A 16,834-nucleotide genomic window follows, 5' to 3' on the forward strand; every position below is an offset into this window, starting at 1 on the left:
AAATGAGCGTTACTTGAGCAGCAAATTGCCTTCAATCGGCACGTAGCGCGTGGCCGCGCGGATCAAGGAGTTGGCGGTCAGGCCCGGCACGCCGTAAGCCACGGTTTCGACCCCGTGCTTGCTGGCAATGCGCTCGAGCAGCAGGTCGAAATCGCCATCGCCCGAGGCCAGTACCACTTCATCCACATTGGCCGCGGCGTCCATGATGTCGATGGTGATGCCCACGTCCCAGTCGCCTTTGGCCGAGCCATCACTGCGCTGGATATAAGGCTTGAGCTTCACCGTAAAACCGAGGTTGCGCAAAATTTGCTGAAACTGCTGCTGTTTGCTGTCACCACGGTCGATGGCGTACGCATAGGCTTCAACAATCTCACCGCGTTGGCTGATATCGGCCCACAGGGCGGCGTAATTGAAATGGCAGCCATACGCCTGGCGAACCGTGTAATAGAGGTTCTGCACATCTGCAAAGACTGCAATTTTTTTCACCGGGGACACCTCAAGGCGTCCAGGCAAATGGGCGCACGACTGAAAACAAGGGGGGCAGTATGCCAGCCCGCGTAAGGTTTGCGTGGATAAACCGCCCGCCGCGCCCGATACCGCCTGCGTCTTACAGCAACTTAAACACTTGCATTTGCTTGATGCCGGGCTTGATCGGTTAAAGTGGCGCACCGCTTTTGAATGCTGATACCGAACCATGAATCCGCTGACTGTTATTCGCGACTCCCTGTACTTCTTCCAGCGCAACCTGGGCCAGATTGCGACGCTGTGCTTGCCGCTGGTGATTCTTGAAGCCGTGCTGCAACAACTCGTCGACCATGCCACAGGGCCGGATGCGTCACCCGGCTACGGGTTGGTCGTCGGCTTGCTGGTGTACCCCATCTACACCGCGGCCCTGATCCTGTTTCTCGACGCGCGTAGCCGTGGCGAAAGCCCGCGCAACCGTGACCTGCTGGCCAGAGCGTTGCAGCTGTGGCCAAAGTTCGCGTTGCTGGCGGCCATCAGCACCCTGCTCATCGTGCTGGGGCTGTCGATGTTCTTTGTGCCCGGGATCTACCTGACCGTAGTGTTTGCCTTTGCCGAATACCAACTGGTCCTGCGCGACGAACCGCCGCTGGCCGCCTTGAAGTCGAGTTTTGAACTGAGCCGGGGCCACTTCTGGCGCATCTTCGTGTGCATTCTGGCGGTACTCGGACCCTTGATGCTGCTCAAGGAAACAGGTTTTTCGGTGTACCCGCGGGCCGAAAATCCGGTGTTGTCATTGGTGCTCGAAAGCATCAACAGCTTCTTGCAGTTGTTTTTATCGGTGGTCCTCTTCCGTTTATTTATGCTGATTCGAGAAACTTCCGACAAGTAATAGAAGGTTCACCTACAACTTAGACGGTGGGATGCCGCGCATGGGGCGCGTATGCTCTGCCTTCTCTGCAACCTTTATAAGCCGAGTCCATGTCACGTCTTTTGCGTAATACCGTAGTGGGTTTCTTGCTGACAGCAGCGCTGTTGGCATGCCTGATCTACAGCCTGACGTGGCGTCCGGAGGCCAAAGAGGTACTGACTGTCAGTTGCCCCGCCAATGCGCCGGTGCTGGTGCCCGGTCAGGCGCTCAAGGTCATGACCTGGAACGTGCAATACCTGGCGGGCAAGCGTTATGTGTTTTGGTACAACCTGAGCGACGGCAGCGGGCCGGATACCCGGCCCAACCGCGAAGACATGGCTTTCAGCCTGGATCAGGTGGCGCGCATCATCCGCGATGAAAAGCCCGATCTGGTCTTGCTGCAAGAGGTCGACCAAAACGCCAAGGCCAGTGCCTATCAGGATCAGTTAAAACTGTTGCAGGAACGCCTGATCGACCTTTACCCCTGCAGCGCGCAAGCGTTCACCTGGAAAGCCGACTTCGTCCCCGACCGGCATATTTTCGGCAGTGTCGGGCGCACCCTGGTGACGCTGAGCCGCTTCCAGATCGAACACGCCGAACGCGTGCAATTACCGGTGGCCGAGGCCAATTTCGTCAGCCGCCAGTTTCAACCCAAACCCGCCCTGCTCGTCAGCTACCTGCCCCTGAACGATGGCGGGCAATTGGTGGCCATCAATACCCAACTCGACCGCCCGACGCAGAACAACAGTAACCTGCTTCGACAAATGCAAGCGACCGCTGCGGTGGTGGACAAGTTTGAGGGGTATGGCACCCCTTGGCTGATCGGCGGGGACTTCAACTTGCTCCCTATCGGCCAGTTCCTGCGCCTGCCAGCCGAATTGCGCACAGGTTACTCGCCTGACAGCGAGCTGCATTTGCTGTGGGAAAAGTACCCAATGATTCCCAGCAACCCTGAAGCGACCGGCATCGACCGCGAACTGTGGCTCACGCACTTCCCGAACAATCCGCGTGTCGAGGAGCCCGACCGTACCCTCGACTACCTGTTTTACAGCCCGAAACTCAAACGCATCGAGGGCTACGTGCGGCAGGAAGACACGCTCACCCTCTCCGACCACTTGCCAGTTACAGGCCGCTTTTTGCTGCCGCTGGATTGAATCGAGGCCCCCCGTGGGCGGCTACGTTTTTCTGGGTTTGATGCGCGCCGTGGCTTCGGCAACGAGTGGATCGTCGGGCCAGTAATGCTTGGGATAACGTCCTTTAAGGTCTTTCTTGACCTCGGCATAGGTGCTGCGCCAAAAGTTGGCCAAGTCCTGGGTCACCTGCACCGGACGTCGCGCCGGCGACAACAGGTGCAACTTGACCACCTGCCGCCCACCCGCAATGCGCGGGGTATCCACCAACCCGAACAGTTCTTGCAGACGCACCGCCAAAATCGGTGGGTGTTCGCTGTAGTCCAGTCGCACCGATGAACCAGATGGCACTTTGATGTAATGCGGCGCCTGTTCTTCAAGCCGTTGCGGCAACGGCCACGGCAGCAAATTGTGCACAATGCTCGACAAATCGAGGCTGGCGAAGTGGCTGAGCCGCGAGACACGCCCCACGTACGGCGCCAGCCAGTCTTCCAGGCTGGTCAAGAGCGCCGCATCACTGACATCCGGCCAGTCACTCTGGCCGTGGGCCTCAAGGTCCAACTGACGCAACAGCCCTACCCGGGCTTGCCATTGACGCAGTTCAGGCGTCCACGGCAACAGTTCCAGGCCCTTGCGCCGTACCAGATTGACCAATGCCCGGGAACGCGCCGTTTCATCAAGGCCCGTCAACGGTTCGCGGCTCAGCACCAGCTCACCCACTTTACGTTGACGCTCTGCGCGCAGTACGCCTTCGCGCTCGTCCCAGTCCAATTGATCGACCACACTGACCTGTTCACTCAGCACACCGTCGAGTAACGCGGGATCAAATTCTGCCGCCAGGTAAATGCGTTCTTCGCGCTGTCCCTGACGGCTGCCCAGGTCGGCAATGACCAGCCATGGCTGCTTCATCAGTGCATCGACCTCGCTGAACAGCGCGGCCCGGCCATTGGCCAGACGGTATTCGGCACCGCCGGGCTTGCGCTGCTGGGCAATGCGGTCGGGATAGGCCAAGGCCAGCAAGGCACCGAGCCAGCGCGGGTGCTCGGGATCAGCCACCGGGCGCGTCGGTTTGCCGCGTAACTGCGCTCGGTACTGGCGCGCCAGTTGTCTGGCACGCTGTACGCCGCCCTGCCCGCCCCGCGTCGCGCGTGCCTCTGCGTCCAACAAAGCCAAACGGCTGTGCAGATCGGCACCGGCACCGCGGAGAATATCTCGCTCACCCAGCAGCGCTGCGACATTACAGGCCATGTCCGCCAGCCCCCATGCCTGCCCGCGCAATAACAAGTGCGCGATACGCGGGTGCGCCGGCAACTCGGCCATTGCCTCGCCATGTGCCGTCAGGGTGCAGCCTTGATTCGACGACCGCTGCAAGGCACCCAGGCGTTCCAGCAGCTGTTGCGCCTGTGCATAACTGGACGATGGCGGCGCATCGAGCCAAATCAGCTCGTGCGGGGTCACGCCCCAGCGCGCCAATTGCAGCGCCAACCCCGCGAGATCGGCCTGCAAGACCTCGGCACTGCCATAGGCCACCAACTGCGCATGCTGGTCTTCAGACCACAATCGATAACACACGCCCGGCTCAAGTCGCCCGGCGCGGCCAGCCCGTTGCGTGGCGCTGGCGCGGGAAATACGCTGCGTGTCGAGGCGGGTCATGCCACTGCCCGGGTCAAACCGCGGGACACGCGCCAGCCCGGCATCAATCACCACGCGCACGCCGTCGATGGTGAGGCTGGTTTCCGCAATATTGGTGGCCAGCACCACTTTGCGCTGGCCCGCAGGCGCAGGCTCGATAGCCGCCCGTTGCGCGCCCAGCTCAAGATCACCGTGCAGCGGGCACAGCAGGATGTCGCTGCGCGATTCCAGCGCTTGTGCCAACTGTTGATAAACCCTGCGGATCTCTGCCTGACCGGGCAAGAACACCAGCAGACTGCCTGTCTCATCGTTGATGGCTTCCAGCACGGTCTGGACCACTCGTGGCTCGATGAACTCACCGGGCACAAACGGCCGGCCCCAGCGCATGGCAACCGGGTACATGCGCCCCTCACTGCGCAACACAGGCGCGTCATTGAGCACGCTGGCGAGCCGATCGCCCTCAAGCGTCGCCGACATCAGCAAGATCTTCAGCGGCAGCTCATCACGAAACAACTCACGGCCGTTCAGGCTCAGGGCCAACGCCAGATCGGCATCCAGACTACGCTCATGGAATTCGTCGAAGATCAGCAGACCGACACCTTCGAGCGCCGGATCCTGTTGCAAACGCCGGGTGAGGATGCCTTCGGTGACCACTTCAATGCGCGTATCGGGGCCGACTTTACTGTCGAGGCGAATGCGGTAGCCCACGGTCTCGCCGACTTTTTCGCCCAGTTCGCTGGCCAACCGTTCGGCCGCGGCGCGGGCGGCGAGCCGTCGGGGTTCGAGCATCACAATCTTCTGCCCCGCAAGCCACGGCTCGTTGAGTAAGGCCAGAGGCACGCGAGTGGTTTTACCGGCGCCGGGCGGTGCTTCGAGCACCGCTTCGTGACGTTCAGCCAAGGCAAGGCGCAGCGCGGGTAAAACTTCATCAATCGGCAGAGAAATCATGGTGGCTCCAGAACAGTGCGGCGAGTATAACGGCGAACAGTTCGGCATTAAGCACCGTCTTAGTGTTGGGTTTGGCCCTTCAACGTTTATGAGGTTTTGCTATGCGTATGTCTTCGCGTGTGATTGGTGGCGTTGTGATTGCAGCCCTGTTCACTCAACTGACTGCCTGCGGCAGTATTTTCTTCCCTGACCGCCGGGGTCAGATCGACGGCAAGATCGATCCGATGATTGCCGTGCTGGATGCCGTGGGCTTGCTGTTTTATGTGATCCCGGGCCTGATTGCCTTTGGCGTCGACTTTGCCACCGGCGCGATTTACTTCCCGCCAGGCAAGACCGCGCAGATCGCCCCGGAAAAACTGCAAGAAGCCATCGGCGCGGACGGCAAGGTGGATAACAGCAAGCTGCAAACCCTCCTGGAACGTGAACTGGGCGGCAGCTTTCCACTCAACGATCCGCGCCTGATCCAGCACACAGGCAGCGTGCAGCAATTGGCCCTTTACGGCCTTGCCCCCGCCGCCTGACACAAGGAACGTTCATGACCAGCAGCACGGAACACGCACGCCTGTTACGCCTCGCCACCCGCGCATCGGTGGCAGTGGCAGGTATTTTGATCGTCACCAAGGCCATCGCCTGGTGGCTAAGCGGCTCGATCAGCATGCTGGCCGGGTTGACCGACTCGTTGCTGGACGGCGTGACATCGTTTCTCAACCTGTTGGCCGTGCATTACGCCTTGCGCCCTGCCGACGACGATCACCGCTACGGCCACGGCAAGGCCGAGTCCCTCGCCGGGATGGCTCAGGCGCTGTTTATTGCCGTGAGCGCCGTGCTGATTGCGTTCCAGGCCATCGAGCGCCTGAAAAACCCCGAGCCTATTGGCGCACCATGGATCGGCATTGGCGTGATTGTGTTCTCGCTGGTAATGACCGTGGCGCTGCTGGCGTTGCAACACCGGGTGGTCAAGGCCACCGGGTCGAACGCGGTGCACGCCGACTCACTGCATTACCGCTCCGACCTGTTGCTCAATGGCAGTATTTTGGTCGCGCTGGTGATGGCCAGCTTCGGTTGGCCGCAACTGGATGCGTGGTTTGGTCTGGGTATTGCGGCTTATATCCTGTGGAGCGCGGTTCAAATCGCCCGTCAGAGTTTTTCCGTGTTGATGGATGAAGAGTTACCGACAGAAGTCAGCGAGCGCATGTTGGCACTGGCGTGCAGCGTGCCTGGCGTCCTCGGCGCCCATGACCTGCGTACGCGGATCTCGGGCAACATCTGGTACGTGCAATTGCACCTGGAGTTACCGGGCGAACTGTCGCTCTCAGTGGCTCATGGCCTCAGTGACCGCGCCGCCGAGGCAATCGAAAGCGTTTATCCACAGGCCGAAGTGCTGGTGCACGCCGACCCGCAGGAAGTGGTCAAACCCAACGATCAGTAGGTGACCTGGTAACCGCGACTGCTCAGGCAGTTGCCCTGGGCCTGCCGGTAGGTTTGCACCACCGCAGGTGAAGGCGCGTACGTGACGCGGGCCGGATCAAAGCCGCTCTGGTCCACGGCCCAGCGGTAACAGTCGTAGCGATCCTGATCCACTTGCGCCGGTGTCTGGCCATTGGCGGGATACGCCACGACGTCGTAGCCGTTGCTCACCGGTTGCGGCGCGGCCACGGGGACGGGCGCAGGGGGTGGCACCACGATGTAGTCCTGTGTTGCGGGCTGATAGGCGTAATAGGCACCCGCTGCGAGAAATAACAGCGAGCTACCAATCCACACTTCACGCGCATAATCGGGCAAATAACCTACGCGAATCCCGTAGGGCGGCTGCACCACGACGTAACGCGGGCCGTGGGGGCGGTACCAATAACCGCCAGAGTAGAAATAGTCCTGCCCACGGTAAGGCACTTGCCAATGACGGTCGGGGAAGCGATCAACTATATAGCCGGGCCGATACTGCGGCCCCGCTCCCCAGCCGTTGCCATGCCCGTCCGGCCTCCCCTGCCAAGGGTGGCCATTGGGACGCCCGTTGTTGAAGCCGGGGTTTGGGCCGTCGTTGGGCCGTGAGTGTCCTTGCCACTGGGAATAGTCGCCGGGACGGCGCGGAATATCCTGATAGTGACCTTGCCGTGGAGGCTGAGTCTGCTGCACGGCATCAGGCCGTGGCTGGATGCTCAGGTGATTGCCGGGCGGTGACGGGCGCACTTGCGGGTTTTCGCCTTGAGGACGGCTTTGCCATTGGCCACCTTGCGGCTGGCCATGGCCGCCAGCCTGCTGATTGTGTTCCGGTCGCGAAGGGGTTTGGCCCCCTTGCCCTTGAGGGCGATGCTCACCGCCACCGGGACGACCTTGCTGAGGGTTGCCTTCGCCCCGCTCATCAGCCAACAACTGAGCGCTGACACCGACACTGAGCACACTGACGACAGCCAAACGCCAGAAACGCGATTTCATGATGTTCCTCACTGCAGGTTGGGGCGTACGCATAAGACTGGAAATCCGGGAACCGGTTCGGCGGCAGGTTAGCAGGTCCGGCACTTATTTTTGGGCATAAAAAAGGGCGACCCGTCGGCCGCCCTTTGAATTTTTTCGTCCTGGCTCAACACGTGTGGTGTTGGCTCACCTCGCGCCGTCTTCTGGACAGTGCGTAGCCCGGGGGCCGGGGCAACCCTGTGGGGTTGGCGGCCGCGGCTGGCCTGATTCGGCGGGCCGCAGTGGACTCTATGTCCGGGCAGTGATTCTGGTGTAAAGCATAGGCCTGTAGAGACGGCACACGATTGCGAAGATTGCTCAATAAAACATTACTTGCGCAATTTTTGACTTAAGGTGGATACTTTCACGCAATAGTTATGACAAAGGGTTACTTCGTGAGCAAACTCGACCGATACGACTTGAGTATTTTGGCGGAATTGCAGCGTGATGCACGCATCTCCAATCAAGAACTGGCCGAACGCATCGGCCTCTCGCCTTCGCCGTGCTCAAGACGGGTCAAGCAACTTGAAGACGATGGCTACATCTCGCGTCAGGTCGCGTTGCTGGACCGTAAAAAGCTGGGGTTGAGCCTGACCGCTTACGTACTGATCGGCATGGACCGTCACACCCCGGAGCGTTTCGAGAACTTTGAATCCGCCATCCGCAGCCTGCCGCAAGTGCTGGAATGCAGCCTTGTGACCGGGGTTGACGCGGACTATCAATTGAAAATCGTGGTGCCGGACATGGACCACTATCAACAGCTGCTACTGGGGCATCTGACCCGGATCGAGGGCGTGACCAGCGTGCGTTCGAGCTTTGTGCTCAATCAGGTGCTTAACAGCACCGAGTTGCCGCTCACGCATTTGCGGACGTAAACCGTGCCTGACCGCTGCTCGCCAGCCGCTACAGGTCAATATCCGCAGCGGGCATTGGCGTATACTCGCTCGGCTTTTCACCCCCGATGACGCTGGAGAACACTGATGGATCCTGCCGTATTTGAAGAGTGGATGATGACGATTCTGGTCAGCATCCTGATCATGTTCATGGCCTTTATCGTCTGGGATCTGGCGAAGAAGTCCAAAGCCGGGCGCTTCGGCTCGTTTATCCTGTTTTTCGTATTGGGCCTGGGCGTGGCCGCGTTCATCATCAAAAGTGTGGTGATCGGCTTGATTGAGTCTGGCGCGCTATAGCCGTGCCGGTACTTCCCTGTAGTGCCCCTGCTCCAGCCCCTCGATGCTCCAGTCGCCAATACGCACGCGCACCAGCCGCAACGTTGGTAAACCGACAGCGGCGGTCATGCGCCTGACCTGACGGTTACGCCCTTCGCGAATCACCAGTTCCAGCCAGGCGGTGGGCACGCTTTTGCGAAAACGCACGGGCGGGTTGCGCGGCCATAACTGCGGTTCTTCAAGAGCCCGCGCCTCGGCTGGCAGCGTCTTGCCATCGTTGAGCACCACCCCTTCGCGCAGCTGTTGCAACTGCTCCGGGGTCGGTTCGCCCTCCACTTGCACCCAATACGTCTTGGGTAGCTTATGTTTCGGGTCCGCAATCCGCGCTTGCAACTGGCCATCATTGGTCAGCAGCAGCAAACCTTCACTGTCCCGGTCCAACCGTCCGGCAGGGTAAATGCCGGGGATGGGAATGAAGTCCTTGAGCGTCGCCCGCCCGCCTTCATCGCTGAATTGCGTCAGTACATCGAACGGTTTGTTGAACAGGTACAGCTTGGGTTCAGCAGGTGGCGCCTTGGCCACCCGACGACCGGTGGTGTGTGCTTGAGGGCTTTTAGACGCCGGACGGCGTGGGGCGGGACGAGCAGGACGGGACATGGCAAACCGGACATCTAGCGATCAGGGCGGGCAATGCTAGCCGCCTGATCGCTAAATGACCATCACCGATCAACGGAACGGCGGTTCGTCGAAGCTGCGCAATTTGCGCGAATGCAATGCGTGCAACTGATTACGCATCAAGTCCACGGCGGCAATGCCGATCTTCAGATGCTGGCTGACAGCACGCTCATAAAACGCGTTGGCCGAACCGGGCAATTTGATTTCACTGTGCAACGGCTTGTCCGAGACGCACAGCAACGTGCCATACGGAACGCGCAAACGGTAACCTTGCGCGGCGATGGTGCCGCTTTCCATGTCCACAGCCACAGCGCGAGACAGGTTGATCAGCGGGCGCTCCTGCGCCCAGCGCAACTCCCAGTTACGGTCGTCGTAGGTCAACACAGTGCCGGTGCGCAACCGCTTTTTCAGCTCATCGCCATGCTCGCCGGTGACCTGCGCCGCGGCTTCCTGAAGCGCCATTTGCACTTCTGCCAGGGCCGGGATCGGAATGTTCGGCGGCACCACGCGATCAAGAATGCCGTCGCGGCGCATGTAGGCATGGGCCAGCACATAGTCGCCAATGGTCTGCGACTGACGCAGACCGCCGCAGTGGCCGATCATCAGCCAGCAGTGCGGACGCAGAACCGCCAAATGGTCGGTGATGTTTTTCGCATTCGAAGGGCCGACGCCGATGTTCACCAGGGTTACGCCATGACCATCGCTGGCCTGCAAGTGATACGCCGGCATTTGGTAGCGGTGCCACACCACACCGGCCGCGATCGCCTGCGCTTCGCCGTAATCCATGGACTTTTCGATCAGCACATTGCCCGGCAGAACCATGCGCACAAAACGCGGGTTATCGCGCAGTTGCTCAAGGCCGTGGAGGATGAACTGGTCGACATAGCGGTGGTAGTTGGTCAACAAAATCCATGGCTGAACATGGCGCCAGTCGCTGCCGGTGTAATGCACCAGACGCCGCAGCGAGAAATCGACGCGGGCGGCATCGAACAGCGCCAGCGGCAATGGGTCGGTGTTTTCCCAGTCATACAGGCCGTCAGCGATGCCATCCGTGGCGGCCGACAAATCGGTGCTCGGGAACACACGGGCCAGCGCGGCGGCGGTCACGCCAGAGCCGGCGAGTTCATCGCCCTGTTCAACCACGTAGGGGTAAGGGATGTCTTGCTGGCTGACGCCCACTTCGATTTCAACGGTGAAATCGCGCATCAGCGGCACCAACTGCTCCAGCAAGTAATTACGGAACGCTGCGGGGTGGGTGACGGTCACGCTGTAGGTGCCAGGCAATTGCACCTTGGCATACGCGCGCGTGGTTGCAGGCACTTCGCCATGGAAGCGGTAGGTCAAGCGCAGTTCCGGGTAACGAAACAAGGCGCGCTCTTCGGCAGACGGCTCAATACGGTCTTTGAGATAACGCTTGAGTGCCAGGCTTAACGCCGTGGTCGCGCGCTCATGCAAGGCCGCGAGGCGGTCGACAGCCTCTTCAGCGGTGGAGACGACAATAAAAGCTTCAGTCACGATAAGCATCCTGTCTTCTGAACGGGCAGGCCGTTATCTTGCCTGCATCACTGAGCAAAACACAGCCCGTTACAGGTTGCGAAGGCCGTGACCAAACAATCAACCCACGTGCGGCGTTGACCGCGCCACAATGGCCGCGACATTCAACCCGCGAGGCAAGGCGCCATAGGTTCGGCCGCTGCCTTGCAGGCGGCTGGCAATGAAGGCGTCACTCACGTCGCTGTTTCCAGCTTCCAGCAGCAATTTCGCCTGCAGCCCCAACGCGATGTCTTCTGTCAGTTGCCGCGCCCGGTATTGAATGTCACCCGTGTCCATGAACGCCGTCTTGAGCTGCACGATGTGCTGCGCCAGTCGCCGGTCGCCATGCCCGTCACCGAGTTCCAAGAACAACGCATCCAGCACTCCCGGCTCTTTGGACAAGGCGCGCAACACATCCAGGCACTGCACGTTACCCGAGCCCTCCCACGTTGAATTGACCGGGGCTTCGCGGTACAGGCGCGGCAGAATGCTGTCCTCGACATACCCCGCGCCCCCCATGCATTCGGCGGCTTCATTGATCATCGCGGGCGCCCGTTTGCAGATCCAGTACTTGCCCACGGCGGTCACCAGACGCGAGAACTTCGCCTGCTGCGGGTCGTCGGGATGATCGAGTGCCTGGCCCATGCGCAAACTCAAGGCCAGTGCGGCTTCGCTTTCTAGCGCCAGGTCCGCCAGCACGTTTTGCATCAACGGCTGGTCCGCCAGCACCCGGCCGCCCACCCTGCGGTGCGCACAATGATGACTGGCCTGGGTCAATGCCTGACGCATCAAGGCGCTGGAGCCCACCATGCAATCAAACCGGGTCATGGCGACCATCTCGATGATGGTCGGTACCCCACGCCCTTCTTCACCCAGCATCCAGGCCAGCGCCCCGCGAAACTCAACCTCGCTGGACGCATTGGAGCTGTTACCGAGCTTGTTTTTCAGGCGCTGGATGTAAAACGCGTTGCGGGTGCCGTCCGGGCGATGGCGCGGCAGTAAAAAGCAACTTAGCCCCTTGTCAGTTTGCGCCAGCGTCAGGAAACCATCGCACATAGGCGCCGAACAAAACCATTTGTGGCCCAGTAGCTCATAGGCCTGCCCCGGCCCCGGGGCGCCGACCGCAAAGGCACGGGTCGTATTGGCGCGGACATCGGTGCCACCCTGTTTCTCGGTCATGGCCATGCCCAGCGTGACACCGGCCTTCTGGCTGATGTCGACGTTGCGCGGGTCGTATTCGGTTGCGAGTACTTTGGGCAGCCAGATCTGCGCCACATCCGGCTGCAAACGCAACGCCGGAACGCTGGCAAAGGTCATGGTCAGCGGGCAACCACTGCCGGCTTCGGCCTGGGTATGCAGGTACGTCATGGACGCCCGGGCTACGTGGGCACCGGGGCGCGGGTCAGTCCAGGGCAACGACGGCAGGCCATGTTCAATCGCGGTGCGCATCAGCTCGTGATACGCGGGGTGAAACTCCACCAGATCGATACGATGACCAAAACGGTCATGGCTGACAAACACCGGTTTGTTTTCGTTGGCCAGAAAGCCCGCGGTCATCAACGGGCCACCGGCCAGGGCGCCGTATTCATCGATGCGCGATTGCGCCCAGCCAGCGCCAAACCGCTGCCCCCAGGCTTGCAGCGGCTGATCAATGCGATACAGGTTAACGCCGTCCAGTGAGGGCGGCTGGTTGGTGACTTCGTGGGTTTCGGCGTACTGATGAAGATTCATTGCGCGGGCTCCTGGGAATCATGCCAATGGAGCCAGTGAAGCACGCATCGCCACCTTCACAAGGGGCATAAGCGCCTAAAAATCGACGCTTTTGTCCTCATGCCCGGCTAACAGCCGCTGTACCAGGGCCTGTTGCAGGTCTTCGAAACGCAGCGGCTTGATCAGGAAATCGGTAATACCTTCGGCCTGCGTCCGTGCATGCTGAGCAGCCGCCTCGGACTCAAACAGCGCCAGCACCGGCAACCGCGCGCACGCGGCCAGTGTCAGGAGCTGGCTGCCCAAGGACGAGCCGGACACGTGGCTGAACGGGCACGCCAGCAATACCGCATCGACACGCTCACGGCGCAACGTGTCGATCGCCACCTGACCACTTTCTGCGGTTAACACCCGGTAACCCAATTTAAGCAACATGCCGCGCAACGCCGCTGAGTTGGCGTGGTTGTCCTCCACCAGCAAGACGACGTATTGCCCCGGTAAACGCATCGGCATCTGGAGGACTTGCGCTGTTTCCAGCGGCGACTCCATCTCCAGGGACAGCTGAAACTGCGAACCCTGCCCCGGTTGCGAATGGTGAGTCAGGCGGCCGCCCAGCAGCTCAACCAAGCGCCGGCAAATCGCCAGTCCAATGCCCAAACCGCCATATTCCCGGGTCATGGAGCCATCTACCTGGAAGAAATGCTGGTACAGCTCGGCTTCTTCCTGGTGGACAAACCCGATGCCGCTGTCGATCACGGTAAATGCCAGACTCCAGCGCCCCGGCCCGGCGGTTTTGCCCGTCACGCGCAGCACTACACCACCCTTGTGGGTGAACTTGATGGCGTTATCCAGCAGGCACTCCAGACACTGCCGGATCTTCGCGGCATCGCCCAGCCACAGATCCGGGAGATGGCGGGCCACCTCATGGGTGAAAGCAAGCCCTTTGACGTGCGCTTTGGGACTGAACTGTTCGTGCAAGCCCTGCAACAGCTCGCTCAGACTGAAACGCTCGGTACAGGCACTGAGGCGACCCGCTTGCAGCTCGGTCAATGTCAGAATGCCATTCACCATGCCCATCATTTCTTTGGCCGAGCCTTGCGCGGTGTGGGTGTACAGCTCAAGTTCAGGCGTCATGTCCAGCGTCTTGATCAACTCCAGTGAGCCAATTACGCCATTCATGGGCGTCCGCAGCTCATGGGTCACAGTGGCCAAAAACTCATCTTTGAGCTGGTTGGTGCGCTCCAGTTGCTGGTTCATCGCAGCCAGTTTTTGCCCGGACTCCTGCAGGGTGCGTGCCTGCAAATCGCGCATGGCGTTGATCCGGTCCGCCAGCGCCAGCGACAGCAGCCCGACTTCAATCGCCGAGCCGATCTGGCTGGCATACATGGTGAGGAACACATTCGGCAGGTAGCCCAGCACCATCAAGGTGTTGACCAGCCCACCCAGTAAAAAAGCGGTCCAGGCGATGACGAAATAACGCGCCACCCGCAAGCCACGGCACCAGGCCACAATCCCGGCAACAAAAATGGTGAAGATAAAGGCCAGCGCCAGCCCTGTGGCCAACCGCAACGAGATCGCATAACTGGTGGTCAGTGCCAGCACCATGACCAGCGCACCAATCCCCATCAACAGCATCAGCGCCCGGTCAAGCCAGCGGCTGTGGCTGGCAGTGTGCAGGAAGGTACGCGCGAACTGACAACCGAAAAAGGCGGCCGAGCCGATCAGAAACGGGGTCGCCGCATTGGCCCACCACGGGTTGTCAGGCCAGAAGTACTGCACCGCGGCGCCATTGACCGACAGTTGGTACAGGCCAAACGAGGCAATGTAGAAGATGTAATAGAGGTAGCTGGTGTCGCGCACGCTGATGTAGATAAACAGGTTGTACACCAGCATCCCGAGCAGCACGCCGTAGATCAGGCCAAGGATGTAAATGCGCACGGGCTGGTCTTCGAGGTAAGCCTTGGCGGACCACAGCGTCAACGGGGCCTGGATTGAGCCTTCGCTGGCCAGACGCAAGTACACAGTCTGGGTTTGGCCCGGGGAGAAATTCAGCTCGAACAGGTAGTTGTTTTCTTTGACCGGGCGACTGTCAAACGGCATTGCGTCGCCGGTGCTGTGCGTCAGTTCGAATGCACCAGCAGCGTTTTGTTGGTAAAGGTCGATGTGGTCCAGCGGCGGGTAAGCCAGCTCCAGCAGCCATGAGGTGCTGGCTTGCGGGTCGTGCGGCTGATAGTTGAAATCGACTTTGAGCCAGAACACTGAATGCGAGTAGCCCGCGTTCAAGGTGTCTTTTGTATGGGGTTGCAAACGCTCAGGATGGGCCACGATATCAGCGATGGTCGCTTGCCCGGCCACATCTTCATAGACGTGCATCTCACGGCCCAAGGGCAGGCGTTGAGTGGTTTCGTCGAAGGTGATCGCGCTGGCCAGCGCTGGCAGCCAGCCCATCAAGAAAATAAAAAAATAGCGCATACAGCCCCAAAATGGCCTGCCCGATTGCGTCTTTGGGCCTCCTTTCCCTTTGAGACGACGTAAACCAGCATTACCTGTTATTCGTTTGAGGGTCACTCTAGCACAGCAGTTGATGGCAAATACACATCACGTAAACATTCATTGCAGAGCGTCTAGACCACGCTTCACAGCGATTTTTCGAATGAAAAAATACAATCTGATACGGTAGTTTTTACCGAAACTGATGTAAGAAAAATCGCCACACCCCGAGCCGCCCGCAAAAACGGTTTGGTGGTAAGCTCGCGCACCATGAATATCTACAGCTCTCGCCCTGTTGTCCTCTGTCTCTCCGGCCATGACCCCAGTGGTGGCGCCGGCTTGCAGGCAGATATCGAAGCCCTGCTGGCTCAAGGTTGTCACGCCGCTCCGGTGGTCACTGCCCTGACTGTGCAGAACACCGTTAACGTCAGCGATTTCCGCGTGCTGGACCGTGAGTGGGTGCTGGCGCAAGCCGCTGCCGTACTCAGCGACTCCAACGTGGCCGCTTTCAAGCTCGGCATGCTCGGCTCTTTAGAAATGGTCGACACCGTCGTCGAGCTGCTCAAGGCCCATCCGCAGGTACCGATGGTCTGCGACCCGGTGCTGCGCGCAGGCGGTGGCGGGCGTCTGGGCAAGGACGAAGTGGGGTTCGCCATGCGCGAACGCCTGCTGCCCTTGGCCACGATCGCCACGCCTAACTTGCCCGAAGCCCGCATTTTGGCCGAACTGCCCGAGGGCAGCGCCGACGAGTGCGCAGAAAAACTCCTGCCGTTCTGCAAGCACCTGCTGATTACCGGCGGGCACGGCGATGAACACGAAGTGCATAACCGCCTGTACAGCCGCGACGGCAGTCGTCATACGTTTACTTGCTATCGCTTACCTGGCAGTTATCACGGTTCGGGCTGCACGCTGGCCAGCACCCTCGCGGGGCGTTTGGCCATCGGCGAGCAGTTGGTCAGCGCGGTTGAAACCGCGCTCAACTACACATGGCGCACCTTGCGTGATGCCGAGCAATTGGGGCAGGGGCAATTTGTGCCGCGCCGCTTGCCACTGGACTTCTGCTCGTAACTCAAGAGGCTCGCTCCATGAAACTGCGCGGACTTTACGCAATCACTGACAGCCAACTGCTTGCAGGCAGATTCCTGGCCTACGTGGAGGCCGCTCTTGATGGCGGCCTGACCCTGCTGCAATACCGCGACAAAAGTACGGATGACGCCCGCCGCCTGCGCGAAGCAGAGGCGTTGCGCAATCTGTGCGAACGCTATAAAGCACACCTGATCATCAACGATGACGCCGAACTGGCGGCTCGACTGGAAGTGGGCGTGCACCTCGGTCAAACCGACGGCCCGCTCACCCCGGCCCGCGCCTTGCTGGGCCGAAATGCGATCATTGGCTCGACCTGCCACAGTCAGATCGAACTGGCTCAACAGGCCGCCAAAGAAGGCGCGAGTTATGTCGCGTTTGGGCGCTTCTTCAATTCAAGCACCAAGCCCGGCGCGCCGACCGCAACGCTGGAAGTTCTCGATAAGGCGCGTGCGCAGCTCACTCTGCCGATTTGCGTGATCGGCGGCATTACCCTCGAGAACGCTGCGCCACTGGTCGAGCATGGCGCAGACCTGCTGGCCGTGGTGCACGGCCTGTTTGGCGCCGAAACGGCGCAGGCTGTTACCCGCCGCGCCCGTGCGTTCAACGATTTGTTGTCACGTTAACTACCGAATCCTGATTCA

15 protein-coding genes are annotated in these 16,834 nt (G+C 60.3%); 8 read left to right on the forward strand and 7 right to left on the reverse strand.

Going from position 1 to position 16,834, the window contains the following annotated elements; genetic code table 11:
- Positions 1–9: 9 nt before the first annotated feature.
- Positions 10–486, reverse strand: a complete 477-nt coding sequence (locus tag HBN61_RS14515) for an NYN domain-containing protein (protein WP_047279101.1) — start codon at positions 484–486, stop codon at positions 10–12.
- Positions 487–694: 208 nt separating this feature from the next.
- On the opposite strand from HBN61_RS14515, the gene HBN61_RS14520 reads away from it, so the two are divergent.
- A complete protein-coding gene (locus HBN61_RS14520) occupies positions 695–1,354 on the forward strand; it encodes a YciC family protein (protein ID WP_094992196.1) in 660 nt (219 codons plus the stop codon).
- Positions 1,355–1,443: 89 nt separating this feature from the next.
- Complete coding sequence (locus HBN61_RS14525; RefSeq protein WP_094992195.1) at positions 1,444–2,526, forward strand: endonuclease/exonuclease/phosphatase family protein; 1,083 nt, start codon at positions 1,444–1,446, stop codon at positions 2,524–2,526.
- Between the two features lie 21 nt (positions 2,527–2,547).
- Here the strand turns inward: HBN61_RS14525 and hrpB are convergent, their stop codons facing one another.
- Positions 2,548–5,082, reverse strand: coding sequence for an ATP-dependent helicase HrpB (gene hrpB / locus HBN61_RS14530; RefSeq protein WP_170047018.1), 2,535 nt, complete (start codon positions 5,080–5,082; stop codon positions 2,548–2,550).
- 101 nt (positions 5,083–5,183) lie between these two features.
- Between hrpB and pmcY the strand changes: the two genes are divergently transcribed.
- Both pmcY and HBN61_RS14540 read left to right on the forward strand, forming a co-directional pair.
- Positions 5,184–5,603, forward strand: a complete 420-nt coding sequence (gene pmcY, locus HBN61_RS14535) for a periplasmic Zn2+ metallochaperone PmcY (protein ID WP_094992193.1) — start codon at positions 5,184–5,186, stop codon at positions 5,601–5,603.
- 14 nt (positions 5,604–5,617) lie between these two features.
- Positions 5,618–6,511, forward strand: coding sequence for a cation diffusion facilitator family transporter (locus tag HBN61_RS14540; RefSeq protein ID WP_094992192.1), 894 nt, complete (start codon positions 5,618–5,620; stop codon positions 6,509–6,511).
- Here HBN61_RS14540 and HBN61_RS14545 read toward each other — a convergent pair.
- Positions 6,505–7,515 carry a DUF6515 family protein gene (locus HBN61_RS14545; protein ID WP_170047019.1) on the reverse strand — a complete coding sequence of 337 codons (1,011 nt, stop codon included), beginning with the start codon at positions 7,513–7,515 and terminating at the stop codon, positions 6,505–6,507. The two genes, HBN61_RS14540 and HBN61_RS14545, sit on opposite strands and share 7 nt — an antisense overlap.
- 413 nt (positions 7,516–7,928) lie before the next feature.
- Between HBN61_RS14545 and HBN61_RS14550 the strand changes: the two genes are divergently transcribed.
- Both HBN61_RS14550 and HBN61_RS14555 read left to right on the forward strand, forming a co-directional pair.
- Positions 7,929–8,408 carry an Lrp/AsnC family transcriptional regulator gene (locus tag HBN61_RS14550; protein ID WP_047274261.1) on the forward strand — a complete coding sequence of 160 codons (480 nt, stop codon included), beginning with the start codon at positions 7,929–7,931 and terminating at the stop codon, positions 8,406–8,408.
- 105 nt (positions 8,409–8,513) lie between these two features.
- Complete coding sequence (locus HBN61_RS14555; protein WP_047273525.1) at positions 8,514–8,723, forward strand: DUF2788 domain-containing protein; 210 nt, start codon at positions 8,514–8,516, stop codon at positions 8,721–8,723.
- On the opposite strand, the gene HBN61_RS14560 is transcribed toward HBN61_RS14555, so the two are convergent.
- From HBN61_RS14560 to HBN61_RS14575, 4 genes are all read right to left on the reverse strand, one after another.
- Positions 8,718–9,284, reverse strand: coding sequence for a pseudouridine synthase (locus HBN61_RS14560; protein ID WP_169964094.1), 567 nt, complete (start codon positions 9,282–9,284; stop codon positions 8,718–8,720). The two genes, HBN61_RS14555 and HBN61_RS14560, sit on opposite strands and share 6 nt — an antisense overlap.
- A gap of 144 nt (positions 9,285–9,428) precedes the next feature.
- Entirely contained in the window at positions 9,429–10,901 is a 1,473-nt protein-coding gene (amn, locus tag HBN61_RS14565; RefSeq protein WP_169963995.1) for an AMP nucleosidase, read from the reverse strand.
- A 90-nt stretch (positions 10,902–10,991) separates the two neighbouring features.
- The gene (locus tag HBN61_RS14570; RefSeq protein WP_169963993.1) at positions 10,992–12,641 is read right to left on the reverse strand and encodes an acyl-CoA dehydrogenase family protein; all 1,650 of its coding nucleotides are present in this window, start codon (positions 12,639–12,641) and stop codon (positions 10,992–10,994) included.
- 75 nt (positions 12,642–12,716) lie between these two features.
- The gene (locus HBN61_RS14575) at positions 12,717–15,089 is read right to left on the reverse strand and encodes a hybrid sensor histidine kinase/response regulator (RefSeq protein WP_170047020.1); all 2,373 of its coding nucleotides are present in this window, start codon (positions 15,087–15,089) and stop codon (positions 12,717–12,719) included.
- 288 nt (positions 15,090–15,377) lie between these two features.
- Between HBN61_RS14575 and thiD the strand changes: the two genes are divergently transcribed.
- Together thiD and thiE are read left to right on the forward strand one after the other, a co-directional pair.
- Complete coding sequence (gene thiD / locus HBN61_RS14580) at positions 15,378–16,175, forward strand: hydroxymethylpyrimidine/phosphomethylpyrimidine kinase (protein WP_169963988.1); 798 nt, start codon at positions 15,378–15,380, stop codon at positions 16,173–16,175.
- 17 nt (positions 16,176–16,192) lie between these two features.
- Complete coding sequence (thiE, locus tag HBN61_RS14585) at positions 16,193–16,816, forward strand: thiamine phosphate synthase (RefSeq protein WP_094992186.1); 624 nt, start codon at positions 16,193–16,195, stop codon at positions 16,814–16,816.
- Positions 16,817–16,834 lie beyond the last annotated feature (18 nt).

The organism is Pseudomonas sp. WS 5071 (genome assembly GCF_012985765.1).
Lineage (GTDB): Bacteria > Pseudomonadota > Gammaproteobacteria > Pseudomonadales > Pseudomonadaceae > Aquipseudomonas > Aquipseudomonas lundensis_A.

Excerpts from the sequence above, each read along its gene's own strand:
- HBN61_RS14555 (WP_047273525.1), top strand. The coding sequence starts at position 8,514 with ATGGATCCTGCCGTATTTGAAGAGTGGATGATGACGATTCTGGTCAGC.
- HBN61_RS14520 (WP_094992196.1), top strand. The coding sequence starts at position 695 with ATGAATCCGCTGACTGTTATTCGCGACTCCCTGTACTTCTTCCAGCGC.
- HBN61_RS14525 (WP_094992195.1), top strand. The coding sequence starts at position 1,444 with ATGTCACGTCTTTTGCGTAATACCGTAGTGGGTTTCTTGCTGACAGCA.
- HBN61_RS14540 (WP_094992192.1), top strand. The coding sequence starts at position 5,618 with ATGACCAGCAGCACGGAACACGCACGCCTGTTACGCCTCGCCACCCGC.
- thiD (WP_169963988.1), top strand. The coding sequence starts at position 15,378 with ATGAATATCTACAGCTCTCGCCCTGTTGTCCTCTGTCTCTCCGGCCAT.
- HBN61_RS14575 (WP_170047020.1), bottom strand. The coding sequence starts at position 15,089 with ATGCGCTATTTTTTTATTTTCTTGATGGGCTGGCTGCCAGCGCTGGCC.
- hrpB (WP_170047018.1), bottom strand. The coding sequence starts at position 5,082 with ATGATTTCTCTGCCGATTGATGAAGTTTTACCCGCGCTGCGCCTTGCC.
- thiE (WP_094992186.1), top strand. The coding sequence starts at position 16,193 with ATGAAACTGCGCGGACTTTACGCAATCACTGACAGCCAACTGCTTGCA.
- pmcY (WP_094992193.1), top strand. The coding sequence starts at position 5,184 with ATGCGTATGTCTTCGCGTGTGATTGGTGGCGTTGTGATTGCAGCCCTG.
- HBN61_RS14545 (WP_170047019.1), bottom strand. The coding sequence starts at position 7,515 with ATGAAATCGCGTTTCTGGCGTTTGGCTGTCGTCAGTGTGCTCAGTGTC.
- amn (WP_169963995.1), bottom strand. The coding sequence starts at position 10,901 with ATGCTTATCGTGACTGAAGCTTTTATTGTCGTCTCCACCGCTGAAGAG.
- HBN61_RS14570 (WP_169963993.1), bottom strand. The coding sequence starts at position 12,641 with ATGAATCTTCATCAGTACGCCGAAACCCACGAAGTCACCAACCAGCCG.